Origin of the sequence: Thermosynechococcus sp. NK55a, assembly GCF_000505665.1 — a bacterium.
GTDB lineage: Bacteria > Cyanobacteriota > Cyanobacteriia > Thermosynechococcales > Thermosynechococcaceae > Thermosynechococcus.
Genome location: NC_023033.1, coordinates 354,003 through 368,514 on the forward strand (window position 1 = coordinate 354,003; position 14,512 = coordinate 368,514).

13 protein-coding genes, 1 tRNA gene, 1 pseudogene and 1 riboswitch are annotated in these 14,512 nt (G+C 53.4%); of the genes and pseudogenes, 7 read left to right on the forward strand and 8 right to left on the reverse strand.

Annotation, left to right across the window (positions count from 1 at the left end; all coding sequences use genetic code 11):
• Nucleotides 1-82 precede the first annotated feature (82 nt).
• Nucleotides 83-2,359, reverse strand: a complete 2,277-nt coding sequence (gene metE, locus NK55_RS01745) for a 5-methyltetrahydropteroyltriglutamate--homocysteine S-methyltransferase (protein ID WP_024124125.1) — start codon at nucleotides 2,357-2,359, stop codon at nucleotides 83-85.
• Nucleotides 2,360-2,643: 284 nt separating this feature from the next.
• Nucleotides 2,644-2,789: riboswitch (cobalamin riboswitch) on the reverse strand.
• A gap of 229 nt (nucleotides 2,790-3,018) precedes the next feature.
• On the opposite strand from metE, the pseudogene NK55_RS12290 reads away from it, so the two are divergent.
• Nucleotides 3,019-3,447: pseudogene (locus NK55_RS12290) on the forward strand (SufE family protein); the annotation flags it as partial.
• Between the two features lie 22 nt (nucleotides 3,448-3,469).
• On the opposite strand, the gene NK55_RS01750 reads toward NK55_RS12290, so the two are convergent.
• From NK55_RS01750 to clpS, 3 genes are all read right to left on the reverse strand, one after another.
• Nucleotides 3,470-3,551 (reverse strand) — tRNA-Leu (locus tag NK55_RS01750).
• A gap of 55 nt (nucleotides 3,552-3,606) precedes the next feature.
• Nucleotides 3,607-5,322: a diflavin flavoprotein gene (locus tag NK55_RS01755; protein WP_024124126.1), complete on the reverse strand. Its 1,716-nt coding sequence runs from the start codon at nucleotides 5,320-5,322 to the stop codon at nucleotides 3,607-3,609.
• A 128-nt stretch (nucleotides 5,323-5,450) separates the two neighbouring features.
• Entirely contained in the window at nucleotides 5,451-5,735 is a 285-nt protein-coding gene (gene clpS, locus NK55_RS01760) for an ATP-dependent Clp protease adapter ClpS (protein ID WP_011056930.1), read from the reverse strand.
• Between the two features lie 93 nt (nucleotides 5,736-5,828).
• Here clpS and NK55_RS01765 point away from each other — a divergent pair, with 93 nt between their 5' ends.
• The 3 genes from NK55_RS01765 to NK55_RS01775 are packed head-to-tail and all read left to right on the forward strand — an operon-like array spanning nucleotide 5,829 to nucleotide 9,122.
• Nucleotides 5,829-6,245 carry a DUF2237 family protein gene (locus tag NK55_RS01765; RefSeq protein ID WP_024124127.1) on the forward strand — a complete coding sequence of 139 codons (417 nt, stop codon included), beginning with the start codon at nucleotides 5,829-5,831 and terminating at the stop codon, nucleotides 6,243-6,245.
• Between the two features lie 18 nt (nucleotides 6,246-6,263).
• The gene (locus NK55_RS01770; RefSeq protein WP_024124128.1) at nucleotides 6,264-8,324 is read left to right on the forward strand and encodes a zinc metalloprotease HtpX; all 2,061 of its coding nucleotides are present in this window, start codon (nucleotides 6,264-6,266) and stop codon (nucleotides 8,322-8,324) included.
• Nucleotides 8,325-8,327: 3 nt separating this feature from the next.
• On the forward strand, nucleotides 8,328-9,122 hold the full coding sequence (locus tag NK55_RS01775; RefSeq protein WP_024124129.1) for a PD-(D/E)XK nuclease family protein: 795 nt from the start codon (nucleotides 8,328-8,330) through the stop codon (nucleotides 9,120-9,122).
• Here NK55_RS01775 and NK55_RS01780 read toward each other — a convergent pair.
• Both NK55_RS01780 and NK55_RS01785 read right to left on the reverse strand, forming a co-directional pair.
• Nucleotides 9,054-9,689: a ribonuclease H-like domain-containing protein gene (locus NK55_RS01780; protein ID WP_024124130.1), complete on the reverse strand. Its 636-nt coding sequence runs from the start codon at nucleotides 9,687-9,689 to the stop codon at nucleotides 9,054-9,056. The two genes, NK55_RS01775 and NK55_RS01780, sit on opposite strands and share 69 nt — an antisense overlap.
• 14 nt (nucleotides 9,690-9,703) lie before the next feature.
• Complete coding sequence (locus NK55_RS01785) at nucleotides 9,704-10,033, reverse strand: hypothetical protein (RefSeq protein WP_011056925.1); 330 nt, start codon at nucleotides 10,031-10,033, stop codon at nucleotides 9,704-9,706.
• A gap of 135 nt (nucleotides 10,034-10,168) precedes the next feature.
• Between NK55_RS01785 and NK55_RS01790 the strand changes: the two genes are divergently transcribed.
• Nucleotides 10,169-11,509: a TldD/PmbA family protein gene (locus NK55_RS01790; RefSeq protein WP_024124131.1), complete on the forward strand. Its 1,341-nt coding sequence runs from the start codon at nucleotides 10,169-10,171 to the stop codon at nucleotides 11,507-11,509.
• Here NK55_RS01790 and deoC read toward each other — a convergent pair whose 3' ends face one another.
• Nucleotides 11,510-12,163, reverse strand: a complete 654-nt coding sequence (gene deoC, locus NK55_RS01795) for a deoxyribose-phosphate aldolase (RefSeq protein ID WP_024124132.1) — start codon at nucleotides 12,161-12,163, stop codon at nucleotides 11,510-11,512.
• A 196-nt stretch (nucleotides 12,164-12,359) separates the two neighbouring features.
• Between deoC and NK55_RS01800 the strand changes: the two genes are divergently transcribed.
• The gene (locus tag NK55_RS01800; protein ID WP_225871774.1) at nucleotides 12,360-12,674 is read left to right on the forward strand and encodes a DUF760 domain-containing protein; all 315 of its coding nucleotides are present in this window, start codon (nucleotides 12,360-12,362) and stop codon (nucleotides 12,672-12,674) included.
• Nucleotides 12,675-12,677: 3 nt separating this feature from the next.
• Complete coding sequence (gene mutY / locus NK55_RS01805) at nucleotides 12,678-13,784, forward strand: A/G-specific adenine glycosylase (RefSeq protein ID WP_024124134.1); 1,107 nt, start codon at nucleotides 12,678-12,680, stop codon at nucleotides 13,782-13,784.
• On the opposite strand, the gene pgl is transcribed toward mutY, so the two are convergent.
• The gene (gene pgl, locus NK55_RS01810) at nucleotides 13,781-14,506 is read right to left on the reverse strand and encodes a 6-phosphogluconolactonase (protein ID WP_024124135.1); all 726 of its coding nucleotides are present in this window, start codon (nucleotides 14,504-14,506) and stop codon (nucleotides 13,781-13,783) included. The two genes, mutY and pgl, sit on opposite strands and share 4 nt — an antisense overlap.
• Nucleotides 14,507-14,512: the final 6 nt, after the last annotated feature.

Sequence of the window (14,512 nt, forward strand, 5' to 3'; positions counted from 1 at the left end):
TCAACCCTAAACACCATCTCTTCCTCACCGACATCCGGAATATACTGCTACCTGGGTTTTGCCAGGAGCTACAACAGAGTGTCTAGGCGTTATTTTGAGATTGCATCGCCTCTTGCCGGATAGTTCTGGTGGCTTCTACCATATTTTTCAGGGATGGAATCACTTCCTCCCAGCGGCGCGTCTTTAATCCACAATCAGGGTTGACCCAAATCTGTTCAGGGGGTAAATTTTCAACTGAAGTTCGGAGCTGTTGCACTAGCTGCTCAACACTGGGCACCGCTGGGCTGTGGACATCATAAACACCGACGCCGACTTGATGTCTGTAGCCGGCATCCGTAATTTGAAATAGGGTCTCATTGTTGCTGCGGCTATTTTCAATTGACAACACATCCGCATCGAGCCGCTCGATGTGCTCAATGATGTCACCAAACTCGGAGTAGCACATGTGGGTGTGAATTTGGGTCTCAGGCTTAGCAACGCCAGCAGCTAACCGAAACGCATCCACAGCCCAAGACAAATACTCATTCCAGCGTTCTGCTTTCAGGGGTAGCCCCTCCCGCAGGGCAGGTTCATCAATCTGTATTATCTTCGCACCGGCTGCTTCCAAATCCGCAACTTCATCTCGCAAAGCAAGGGCAATCTGCATTGCCTGTTCACTGCGAGGAATGTCAGTGCGGGTAAATGACCAGTTAATCATAGTGACAGGCCCAGTCAGCATCGCCTTAACAATTTTGTCGGTGAGGGATTGTGCCACCTTAAACTCGCGAACGGTCATTGGCTGAGTGCGGGCAACGTCACCATAAATAATGGGTGGACGTACACAGCGGCTGCCATAGCTTTGCACCCAACCGTATTCTGTAAAGGCAAATCCAGAGAGCTGCTGGCCAAAGAACTCGACCATATCGGAGCGCTCAAACTCACCGTGCACCAACACATCTAGACCCACTTCCTCTTGTAACCGGATGCACTTGGCAATTTCCTCATCGATTGCTGCTTCATACTCGGCTTGGGTAATTTCATGCCGTTTTAACTTCACCCGCAGTTGCCTAACCTCGGCGGTTTGGGGAAATGATCCAATCGTTGTCGTTGGAAAGGGCGGCAGGGTTGGCTGGAGTGTTCGACGTTGCTCGTAAGGCAGCGGGCGCTCTAAATCACGCACACTCAGATTGCGAAGCCGCGCCTGTACCGTTGGATTGACAGGGCTAAATTGCTCAAAAGCTTGCCATTGAGCTTGTATGGCTATGAATTCGGGGTTTTTCGTTAAGATTTCGCGATGGGTTCCATCATTGCTATTGAGCACCTGAGCCAAGAGGACTACCTCATCCAGCTTTTGCTCAGCAAAACTCAAGACCTCTCGCAGAGGCTCTGGTAGCTTGACCTCTCGCTTTGCATCATAGGGGACAAATTGCAGGGAAGATGAAGGATGTAGCCGAATATTGGCGGTGATGCTTTGAATCGTTTTCAAGGTTGACAACACCGATTCAGGCCGAATTTTCCAAATATTGCGGCCATCAATAATTCCTACCCCCAACTGCTTATCTGCTGGGAAGCCATGCTGTTGCAGCAGGGCTAGGTTGTGCCCACGGGTAAAGTCTAAACTGATGCATGTCACAGGTAACTCCATCACCCACGGCCAGGCTGCCCCTAGGTCATCAAAGTAGGTCACAAGATGGATCGGTAGGTTGGCTTGACGCAGTGTATCAAATGTGGATTGATAGAAGCTCTTAAGGCTATCAGCGTCTTCTAAGACCAAGGCGGGTTCGTGTATTTGCACTTCAACGACACCTAGATTTTTGAGTTCCCTCAACAGGATGAGATAGCGATCGCCCAAGTAGGAAACAGCTTGCTCTAGGTTCGTCTCTAGCCGACTGAGCCGTAGGAGGGTGAGAGGCCCCAGCACGATTGGAACGGCGCGATCGCCCAAGAGGGTTTGAGCACGACGAACAGTTTCTAGGAAATCACTGAAGTCAGTTGGTTGAAAAGACTCACTAATTTCAGGTACTAAATAGTGATAGTTGGTATCAAACCACTTAGTCATCTCAAGGGCTGGAATACCATCCTTGCCCCTTGCCATTGCAAAGTATTGATCCAGACCTGTAAAAGAGCGGTACCGCTCTGGAATGATGCCAAGCCGGATGCTCCAATCTAAAACAGAATCGTAAAGACTCAAATCACCAATACCAATGCGATCAATGCCCGCCTCAAGCTGCTTTTGCCAATTCTGCAATTCAATGTCTTGCGCTTTTTTGAGCAAAGCTTCTGCATCCAGTTGATTGCTCCAAAAGGCTTCTAGGGCCTTTTTTAACTCACGGTTTTTGCCAATACGGGGATAGCCTAGGGTTGCGGTTTGAATGTTCATCGTTTGCCTAACCTAAATTGTGTAGAATTGTGTAAGTCCAATGGAGAAGCTAGCTGCTTCCGGATTCAGAAACAGCGCCATTCAGGAACTCGCGGAGATGGCTAACTAAAATCCGCGAAAAGTCGGCAAAAAGCTAGTTGCCACCTTTACACCAGCAGCACTACTCCCTAGCAGCAGTTGGTTAAACTCAGATAGTTTGGCCTCGGGGGGTCAAAGCTTGAAGTTCGACAGTAATAGAAATCAAAAAAACTTGCTTTTATCATCTGTACCTCGCAGATGTTGACGTATCGGGTTGACCACTCGGCGGGCATTCTGACTTAGAGAGGGATATCTCTCCTCACAGCTGCGGGACAGCGGCAGATTCACACTGCACTTTCCCCCTTACGTCTGATGGCTGATCCCCACCAGAACCGAGCAACTAAGTGAACCATAGCATAACCCAGCGGGGATATCAAAGCAAATCCCAAGGAAGCCAGCTCTTGCTCAATAGAAGTAACAACTTTGGGTGATGAATCCGGATCTGGGAATGTCATTGTAGGTTTTAAGTTTAGCCCAGGCAGCCGATGGGGGGTCACAGGGGGTCTCCCTAGGCAAGTGAAGGTATAATCGAAGTGAAAATGATTTTCACTTTCTGTCGCCAGCTCGTTGCTAGAATCGCCATGTCACCTTTTTTCCAGCCCTTGCCTCCCCGTCTTGAGCAGATTGTCCAACGTTTTCAACAGATCCCAGAGCAGCGACGGCGCTATGAGTATCTACTTTCATTTGCGAGGTGCCTACCCCCTTTCCCTGAGGAGCAAAAGGTACCGGAAAATAAAGTTCCCGGCTGCGTCTCTCAGGTATATGTGACTGCTAGTTTGCAGGAGGGGAAAGTGATCTTTCAGGGAGATTCTGACTCCCAGCTCACTAAGGGATTAGTGGGGCTGTTAATCGAGGGGGTAAATGGCTTGACTCCGGCAGAAATCCTCCAGTTAAAGCCTGATTTTATTCAGCGAACGGGCCTCGAAATTAGCCTAACCCCCTCGCGGGTGAATGGTTTTTACAACATTTTTCGATTTATACAAAAGAAAGCAATTGCCTATTATTTGCAGGAGTCTGGATCAGATTCTAGAGTGCGGACGGAGGGACTTGAACCCACACACCTTGCGGTACTAGAACCTAAATCTAGCGCGTCTGCCAATTCCGCCACGTCCGCAGCAAACCTAGTTTAGCGCAATTTTAGCCGGGGGCGATCGCCCCCCTCGTCGAGTTTAGTAATGGTTCCCTACTTTGCGATGGTGAACAGCGGTCATGCCATCGGGCTTGGAAACGCGGCCACTGTCAACGGTGCTATAGACAATCCAGTGATCGTGGGCATCCAGACGACTGACAACAGTGCATTCCAGATAGGCAAGGGCGTCGGCCAAAATCGGACTGCCATTACTGGCGGGATAGGTTTTCACATGGGCAAAGCGATCGGCCCCTGGGGGGAATCGTTTCAGGAAATGGCGCATCAGGGGTTGGTAGTTCCCCTCTTCGAGAACGTTGAGGACAAAGGTATCCCCCACATGCAGAAATGACTCAATTGCCCGATCCTTGGCCACGGCAATGGAAACCCCCAAGGGTTCGGTACTGGCCTGCGCTACCCAAGAGGCCAACATGGCACTGTTAATGGCGCCTTTTTGGGCTGTGATAATGTACAGGCCGCCACTGAGGCGACCAAGGGCCTTATCGAGATCAGTGTTTAGGGCCTTCATTTGCTTGACTGTGCGATCGCGCAACAGCCATTGACCCATGTCAGTGCCTGCTTCTTCCGCCTGTTGAAAGAGGGCGTCGGTGGGGGTGGCGGTTACCTGAATCACTGGAAATGAGGGCACTAGACCGGCATCCCGAAATTGGTTGAGCAGCGGATAGGCGGGTTCAGCATCGGCCACGCCACTTTCAAAGACACCAATGGCCTGTTTGGCGTGGGCGGCAGCGCGAATTGTACTGAGGGCCGTTTGAGCCACAGCGGTCGCCGGTGGTGTGCCGATAATAATTCCAGCGGCAATCTCCGTCAGTTCACGAATATCTTGAGGTTCAGCCGTGAGCAGATCCATTTTTTCAACCACCACCCCTGTTTTGGCGGCACCCCGTTCAATGGCCTCTGCCAAGGCATTGCTATAGCCATAGTTGGCAGCATAGAAAATGGCTACGGTTGTAGCGGCCTTAGCCTGCTCTTGGCTCCAATTGCGGTAGGACTCCAGCCATTGATCCAAATGATGGCGCAATAGCGGACCGTGACCAGTGGCAACGAGCTGCACCGGTGGCAGGGGTTCTAGGCGCTTGAAGGCGGAGAGAACAGAGCGGGCATTGGGCCCCATGAGACAGTCGTAGTAGAACTTGAAATCTGGCGCCAGCAGTTCTGGCTCGCTGTCAAAGGGATCATCGTTGCAGAAGTGAGCGCCAAAGACATCGCAGGTAAAGAGCGTCTGGGTGCCGTGGTCGTAGGTGAGGATGGTGTCTGGCCAGTGGAGATTCGGTGCCATGACAAACTCAAGAACATGCCCTTTCCCTAAATCAAGGCGATCGCCATTTTTCACCTGCTGCTGACTAAAGGGCTGATGGATCAAATCCCCAAGAAACTGCAATGCCACCTTTGAGGCCACCACGGTTACATGGGGGGCTTTGGTCAATACGTCCTTGACGAGGCCACTGTGATCGGGTTCGGTGTGGCTGACGATGAGATAGTTCAAGTCACTGGGGTTCACTAGTTGCCAGAGTTGATCGAGGTAGCGATCGCCAAATTTGGCATGGGAAGTATCCACAAGGGCAATGCGTTCACCCTTGATTAGAAACGAGTTATAGGTGGTGCCGTTTTCAAGGGCAAACTCAATATCAAAGCGATCGCGATCCCAATCTAGGCAACGAATTGCCGTCGTCTCAGGGGCAATGTCCAACACCTGCAGGGTTAAGCGGGGTGGGCGTTTGGTCGTAGTGACGGGCATAGGCAGTTCCTCAATCTCTGGGACTACCTTTTATCCTGACATATGAAGAAAGGTAACAGGATTCAAAGTTTTTAATAGCCGTGATAACACCCTAACACCCTTTATAAAGGACTGATAAATAACAATCCTTATTCGGGTTCGAGGGGCGCCATTGTCAGGCCCGCCCGCAAAAGTTGCTCATGGTACAGTTCTGCCTGTTCTTGGGGACCCACCCAAACAATGGCTTGGCCTTCGTAATGGACTTGGTTCGTTAATTCCCAAGCGCGATCGCTGGTCATGTTGGGAATGTACTTCATCAAACAGGCAGCCACGTGCTGAAAGGTATTGAAGTCATCGTTAAGGACAATGACTTTGTAGTTGGGGTAGTGTTTGCGGGTAACCTGTTGCCGTTCTTGAGGAACAACACTCGGCATAGACCAAGTTAGGATGGTAAGGGTACCGTCTCCTAGTTTAGCTGATGGCAAAGCAATTGGGTGCAATCAGGACATTCAAGAAATTTCTATGCTATGGCTAAACTGAGAGTTAAGGACTTGGGGACATTTGTGATGACGGCAATGAATGTGTTGGGAACCCCCTTAGAGTGCTGCTGTCAAAATCCACTCACAGGATTCTATCGGGATGGTTTTTGTCGGACGGGGGCGGGGGATGTCGGTGCCCATGTGGTCTGTGCAGAAATGACGACAGCATTTCTCACGTTTACCCGTTCGCGGGGCAATGATCTTTCGACCCCTGTGCCTGCCTATCAATTTCCGGGGTTGAAACCGGGCGATCGCTGGTGTCTGTGTGCCTCCCGTTGGCGTGAAGCCCTTGAAGCAGGTGTTGCTCCCCCTGTGATTCTAGAGGCCACCCATGTCAGTGCCCTTGAGTATGTCTCCCTAGAGGATTTGAAAGCCCATGCCCTCGGTGGTAACCAGCAACCGTGAGCTAGGGAATACTTGGATATGCCTGATCCAGAATCTGATTTTCGCCTAGATCCTCGCTATGTTGCGGGTTTGGCTGCCTTTAATCGCGGCGATTATCAACTGGCGATCGCTGCCTTCAAAGCAGTCATTGCCAGCTACGGTCAACGCCGCGAAGGTCTGAAGGCTCACCTGCACCTGATTAAAGCCTATGCCCACACTCACCAATGGCAGGAGGCCATTGATCTGTGCCAACTCTTGGCGCGATCGCCCCTGCCACCAATTCGGGCTTGGGCACAAAAACATCTACCAGCACTAGAACGCTATATGGATGAGGAACCGACCTCCCCCCATCTTGTATTTGTTGCGGCAAAGGCTTCCAATCCACCCATGGAACTGCGGCAGGTGCCTCGCATCTATCTGTGGCTAAGCCAGGGGGCAACACTGCTGCTAATTGCTTGGCTGCTGCAAGGGGTGATTGCTGTCATTCTCAGTGAGGTCAATGAGCAACTGGGAGTCCTGCAGGGCTGGGAAGGGCTGATGGCGTGGTTTTTGGTGGGTTGCTTGGGGCTGGGGCTGCTCAGTGGCGGCAGTTGGCTGTGGTCGTGGCGATTGAGCGCCTGTTATGGTCTGCGTCCTGTTAGTCCTGGCGAACTTGAGGAGTATAGTCCCGAAACGGTGATGCTCTTGGGGCGTTTGCCGTGGTCATGGTGGCAACCCCGTCCCCAAGTGGCCTGTCTGATGACGGCAGCACCGGTGATTTTTAGCTATGGACGGTGGCAGCGGCGAATTATTGTCAGCGAAGGTTTGTTGCGATCGCTCTCTAGGGAGGAACTGCTGGCTCTAATGGCCACTGAAATTGCCCAACTGCGGCTGGGGCTCAATACGCTAGTAACGCCCCTTGTACTGCTGTTGCAACTGCCCTATGACGTTTACTATTGGTGTAGCCGTTGGGGGGATCGCCATGCACCTCCCTACAGCCGCCAGTGGCAACAAAGACTCCTTAGGGGAACGGTTTATGGTTTGTGTGCCCTCCTGAGTCAGGGGAGTTATCTCCTATTTCGGGGGCTAGAATTGCTCTGCTTTTGGAGCAATCAACTGCGGCAGTACTATAGCGATCGCCAAGCCGCCGCCCTGGTGGGGAATCCCAATACCCTTGTGATGGCTTGGTTGCGCCTCATGGAAGTCACAGCAACGGCCGTGCGTGCCCAAGGCGAAATCGGTGCTTCCCTAGAATCCCTGCGCCTGCTTCTGCCTCTAAACCCCACCCAAGCTGCCCTGTGGGGCGATCAACCCCTCGATTGGCCAGTGCTGCTCCAGTGGGATACCGCCCACCCTCTGCGGTATTGGTTTCGCTTGACCTCTTCCCATCGTCCCCTTGGACTGCGCCTGCAAGCCCTGATGACCTATGCGCGGCAATGGCAACTGGATCCCCTGCTTTCCCTACCCTCTGCCTCCTCCCCTCGCTGTCAACGGGCTTGGCAACAACTTGCTCCCTTCTGGGGGGCGATCGCCGGCCTTGTTGTCGCCCTCATACTCACAGGTATTGGCCAACTTGCCCTGTGGCTGGGTCCGGTCGCATTTCCCCTTTGGTGGTTAGCCGATGGGTTGACGCTGGCGCGGGGCTTCATTGCCATTGGTATTGGTTTAGGTCTGCTTCTGCGGTTCAATGCCTACTATCCCCTGCGACAACCGCAAACCTACACCCTGAGTCAACTCCTCCATTATCCCTCGGCCCTGCCCCTCGACAGTATCACCGTGGAGCTGAAGGGAAGGTTGTGTGCAGCTAAGGGCTTGCGCAATGGCCTCGGACAGCACCTGTGGCTGGAGACGGATCATGGCTTGTTTCTGCTGCGCTGCTGGCATAGAGCTTGGGGGCCGATTTGGCCAATCCTTGAGCCAGCCTATCTCAAAACCTTGTCGGGGCGATCGCTAGTGATTCGCGGTTGGTTTCGACGGGGTACCCTGCCCTTTGTGGAAGTCCAAGAGTGGCACTCCCCAGACCACCAACGAAAACGATTGTGGGCAGCTCCCTATTGGGCGATCGCCACTGCCACGCTGTGGATTCTCTACGGCATCATGACACTATTGGGTTGGATCTAGGCCATGGAACTTTCCCAAGCCCATCTGCGCACTCTGCAAACCTGTCCACGGCGATATCAGTACCGCTATCTTGAGAGCTTGATGCTGCCAGAGGCCACACACTTGATCCAAACGGCAGCCCAAAAGCGCGGTCGCGACTTCCACCGCTTGCTCCAACAACATTTTCAAGGACTCGATGTCAGCCCTATTCTTGAGGTTCAGCCCGAATTAAAATCCTGGTTTGCGGCCTTTCAAGCAACCCCACCGCCGATGATTGCAGGTCAAGGGGAAGCAGAACATCTGCGCAGTCTGGGCTGGCAGGAGTTTACCCTTGTGGGCATTTATGACTACGTGATTTTTGGCCAAGGGCAAGCACAAATCCTCGACTGGAAAAGCCATGCCCACCCACCCGCCCCAGAAATCCTCATCCACCATTGGCAGACTCGCCTCTACTGTTATCTTTTAGCTGCCACCAGTCCCTACTCCCCCAGCCAGATTTCCATGACCTACTGGTTTCCTCGAGGAGAGAAGGGGGCGAATTTCTATACCTTTCCCTACGGAGAGGCAATGCATGAGGAAACCCGCCAGATGCTACAGCAGTGTTTTAGTCAATTGCGCCAATGGCTGCGAGCCTATGAACAGGGGCAAAACTTACCCCAAGTTCCCGAAGCGAAGAGGCAGCAATACTGCGATGGGTGCCCCTTTTGTGAGCGTTGCCAGCCCAGCTCTGTTTCAAGTCTTGATCCGTTTCTAGCCGTGTTCAAAGACTTGGGTGTAACCTGCCAAGTCCAGATCAACGATCGCAGGCAGGCAACTTAGGGCCGTCTGGAATAACTCAAAGCGTTCTTCCCGTTTTAACATCGCGGTTAGTTGCTGCCGCAGAGGAATGAGATAGCGCACATCATTGGCGGCATAACGCAGTTGATCTTCCCGCAGTGCCATGGCATTGCCCCAGTCAGAGCTTTGGGCCGATTTATCAATTTCCACCCCCAGCAAATCCAAAACCAAATCCTTAAGGCCGTGGCGGGGTGAATAGGTACGGGCAATCTTGCTGGCAATTTTGGTGCAGAAGATAGGATGAACACGGATACCCAAGTGGTAGCGCAATGTGGCCAGATCAAAGCGAGCATAGTGGAAGATTTTGGTAATGCGGGGGTGCTCTAGGAGTTGCTGAAGGTGGGGTGCTTCTTTTTGTCCGCGGCCAATCTTGACCACTGCCACTTGTCCTTCGGGGTCACACACCTGCACTAAACACAGGCGATCGCGGGGGATATTCAAGCCCATTGTTTCCGTATCCACAGCCAACTGATCGGCATTCAGAAAGTGCGCCAAGGCAGTGGTACTCAAGTCGTAGTCAAAGCACTCCAGGGGAAATTCCAGATCCATGATTCACTCGCAAACTAGGTCGGGGGCAATTCTGAGGACTGCTCTTTGGCAACATCAATGCGTTCCAATTGCCAGAGAATTTGGTTGCTTTCACGGCGTACCCGCGAGATCTGCCAGTTGCGCCATACCCATTCTTCACCGCGACTGGTGACGGCACTGGCGTGCACATCCATCAATTCTGCCAATTCGCCACTAGTAATCAAGTATTTACCAGCCGCCAATTCATCGGCAATTCGCAGTGTCACAATTAGTTCTTCAAGGCGGGCACGGCGCTCAGACCACTGGGGTGATTTTCCCCCCAACCATTCACCGTCACCATCAAGCCCCAAGGATGGTTGCACCATGGTTTTTTCTCGCGATTGACCTTGCTCCAAAAATCTTAGCGAGAAATGGTGATTTTTTGCCCATTGGGGCGATCGCCCGCAGTGGCGAGGATAGGGTTAGAATAGTTTTAAGATTTATTAATTAAACCGAGCGTCATGACGGCAACCTTGACCTGTGCATCCACCCTTCACGAGCGAGTTGCAACGATTGCCCGCCGCCTTGGTATTGAGAAGTTTGACCTGGGTGGCTCCCATGTGGATGAGGTGAGTGTCCAAGTGCAGCAGGGAGAACCCAAACAGGTGAAGGCCTCCCAGCGATCGGGTATTACCGTGCGCGTGTGGAACTCAGCAGGTCGCCTAGGGGTGGCCAGTACCACCCAATTGGACGATCGCGGTCTGGAAACCGCCCTAGAAATGGCAAAAGAGGCCAGTGCCTTTGGGGTGACAGAGGACATCCCCGACTTTAGCCCCCTGGCCACTGCACCCCTTGGCGAGACAACGGTAACGACACCTGATGTGCCCCTTGCTTCGGCAAAAACCCTCTTGGATCAATTGATTGCTGCGGAGCGAGAACTGCTGAGCCGACATCCGGCGATCGCCAGTGTCCCCTACAATGGCCTCAGTCAGCGGCGCCTCGAACGCTTTTATCTCAACAGTGAGGGCGCCAATCGCCAACAAACCACCACCACCACCACCCTCTACCTCTACAGCAAAACCGATGAGGCGGGTCGCAAACCCCGCAGTGCGGGTGCCATTCGCCTGAGTCCCGACCTTGAACATTTAGATATTGCCGGCTGCATTGATGAGGTGGCCGACAAAACCCTTCGCCATCTGGCCTATGAACCCATTGCTTCGGGTCAATACCCGGTACTGTTTTCGGCCGCTGCCTTCCTCAGCTTGCTCAACGCCTTTAGCAATCTCTTTAATGCCCAAAGCATTTTGGATCGCCAGAGCCTCTCCACACCGGAGTCTCTGCATCAGGCGATCGCTAGCCCCCTTCTGAGCATCTATGATGACGCTCGCCACCCTGAAAATGTCGGTCAACCCCTGTTTGATGGCGAAGGCACACCCACCCGCCGCATCCCTTTGATTGAGCAGGGGGTTCTCACAGGTCTCTACCACAGTGCCGGTACTGCCCGCCGTTTTCAAACCCAACCCACGGGGCATGCCAACCTGGGAGCAAAGGTGACGGTGAGTGGTCACTTCTACGATGTTGCCGCGGGCGCAGGGGGCGATCGCGCCGATGGCCTTGTCTGGATTGATGAACTTCATGCCCTGCACGCCGGTGTTAAAGCGCTCCAAGGCTCATTTTCCTTGCCCTTTGACGGTTGGCTCTTGCGCAACGGCGAAGCCATTAGTATTGAAGCAGCCACTGTAGCTGGAGACATTCGCAGCCTGCTGAAAAATATCTGCCATCTGGGCACTGAGGTGGAAATCACCCCCTACGGCTGTTGTCCGCCCGTGTGGGTGAGTCCCCTTGCCATCACCGGTGAATAGCTAGACTTGCATCAAGTCGAGACTGCGGGAGGTGCCCAAGCGCGTGGCACCCGCATTGATGAGTTCAAGGGCTTGCTCACGGGTACGAATGCCGCCAGAGGCCTTGATGCCCACGCGATCGCGACTCAGGCGCTTAAGAAGACGCACATCGGCAACCGTTGCCCCACCGCGCCAGCCAGTACTGGTTTTCAGGAAGGCCACCCCAGCATCCAAGCAAATATCCACCGCCAGTTGCTTTTCTGCCTCCGTGAGCACTGTGGTTTCCAAAATTGCCTTGACCGTCACCCCCGTTTCAGCACAGATTTGGGCAATATCGCGATAGACAGCCTCTGTGTTTCCCTCCTTCAGCCAACCCCAGTTAATGGCCACATCCAATTCCGTTGCGCCACTGTCAACCGCCTCTTGCGCCTCATAGAGTTTGGTCGGACTGGTGTGGGCACCACTGGGAAAGCCAATGACAGTACAGACTTTCACAGGTGTACGATGGAGTAATTGGGCTGCAGTCTTGACCCATACGGGCATCACACAGACAGCAGCAAACTTCCATTGCTCGGCCTCCCCACAGCAACGTTCAATATCCGCTCTGGTTGCCAAGGGGTCCAGCTGGGTATGATCAATGTAGGGCGCAAGGTCAAACAAATCATGCTCCGTCATAGAGACTTTCCAAGTACAACCCTATTTTCAGTACTTGAATAATAATAAAAACAGGGCGGAAAATGAGACCTGCGGAGATCGGTTCTCCCACCCCCTACTTAAAATTCACCGCTGCTAGATTAAATCTAGGTTATCGCAGGCAACAACACCTGTGGACCACACTATCTCTTTGGGAGGACACTTTATGGAGCCAACCATGAACCCTCGCAACCTTCAGGAAAGTGCCGATTCCCTCTGGAACTATCTGCAAAGTTTGGATGCAGAAGTGGTGGCTCGCCTGTCCCGTCCCGCGTCGCCAGAAATGGCTATTGTGATGGAACGCCACATTGGTAACCTGCTGGGCTACTTGCCACCGGAGGGGTTTGAGGTTTCCATTACAACCAATCGGGAGCACCTTGGGCGTCTCTTGGCTTCGGCAATGATGAGTGGTTACTTCCTGCGAGGTGCCGAACAACGCCTTGAGTTCGAGCGATCGCTCCAAGCAGCGGCTCAAGCGGAAGACAGCAAATAATCCATGCCAACGGTACAGGACAGGGGGGGCGGGTACGCATTACCTGCCCTTCGTTTTGCCCTCTTAAATTGGTATCAGCAGCAGGGGCGGGACTTACCTTGGCGGCACACGCGCGATCCCTACGCCATCTGGGTCTCAGAAATCATGCTCCAGCAAACCCAAGTGGCCACGGTGATTCCCTACTACCAGCGTTGGCTGGCCACCTTTCCCACCCTTCCCGATTTGGCCGCCGCGGAGCTAGAAACGGTTCTGAAACTGTGGCAGGGACTCGGTTACTATGCACGGGCACGGCACTTACATCGCGCTGCCCAACAGATCATGACCCATCACGCCGGCAAGTTTCCCCGCACCTACGAAGCTGTGGTGGCATTACCGGGAATTGGCCGCAGTACTGCAGGTGCGATCCTGAGTGCCGCCTTCAACCAACCCCAGCCTATCCTCGATGGCAATGTCAAACGGGTTCTTGCCCGTCTTTACGGACTCACGGTTCCCCCAAAGCAAGCGGAAGCCCAACTGTGGCAGTGGTCAGCACAACTGCTGTGTCCCCAGTCTCCCCGCGATTTTAATCAAGCCCTCATGGATCTGGGGGCAACGATCTGTACACCCCGCCAACCCCTGTGTCATGCTTGTCCTTGGCAGCGCCATTGCTTGGCCCATCGCCACCAGTTAACCCATGAGATTCCTCGCAAAATGAGCCGTTCCCCCTTACCCCACAAAAAGATTGGCGTCGCGGTGATTTGGAATGAGACAGGTCAGATTCTCATCGATCGCCGGCCACCGACGGGTCTATTGGGAGGACTATGGGAATTTCCGGGGGGCAAAATTGAACCCAACGAGACGGTTCAGGAATGTATTCAGCGGGAAATTCGTGAGGAATTGGGGATTGAGATTCGTGTTGGCGAGCACCTAATTGACATTGATCATGCCTATACCCATTTCCGGGTAACGCTCTATGTTTACTACTGTCAGCATCTTTCAGGAACTCCTCAGCCTCTGGGATGCGATGCCATCCGTTGGGTGACCCCTGAGGAATTGCAGCAGTTTCCCTTCCCCAAAGCCAATACCGCTATTATTCAGGCCATTCACGAACGGGGCAGGCCCACAGCCTAGGCATTTTCAAGGACACCCTCAGCGGCCGCCTCATCCAAAAACCAAAGGGCATTGCCAGTAATCAGCCGCGCCGGATAGAGATGGGGATCACCGGTATCGGCAAAAATATGGCGCAGGGCAGTTTGTTTATTAGCGCCGCTCACAAGAAAAAGAATTTGGCGGGCATGGTTAATCAGGGGAACGGTAAACGTCAGGCGAGACTGACCATCCTTGTTGCCCACGGTCATCAGGCGATCGCTCACCGTCAGGGCTGTTGTGTGGGGAAAAAGGGAAGCCGTATGGCCATCGGGCCCCATCCCCAACAAAATCAGATCAAAGCTGGGAAATTCTCCTTCAGGGGTGCCAAAGGTTTGGCGCAGGAGTTGCTCATAGCGATCGGCAGCGGTCTGCGGATCCGCATCCTCCGTGGGCATTGGGTGAATCTGGTCTCTAGGAATCGGTACATGATTGAGCCACGCCTGAAGGGCCATCCCCGCATTGCTATCGGGATGATCGAGGGGCACATAGCGTTCATCGCTCCAGAAAACATACCACTGTAACCAAGGAGTATCCGCACCAACCAGGCTTTCGTAGAGGGGTTTGGGTGTCTTACCACCGGCTAAAGCAACTGTGAATCGTCCTCGTTGGGCGATCGCCCCCCTCGCCTGCTCAAGAACAAACTGCCTTGCCGCCGTCGTCAGGGCAGCCAAATCTGGAAAAACACGTCCATTGGGTGTTGGCATAGGGGC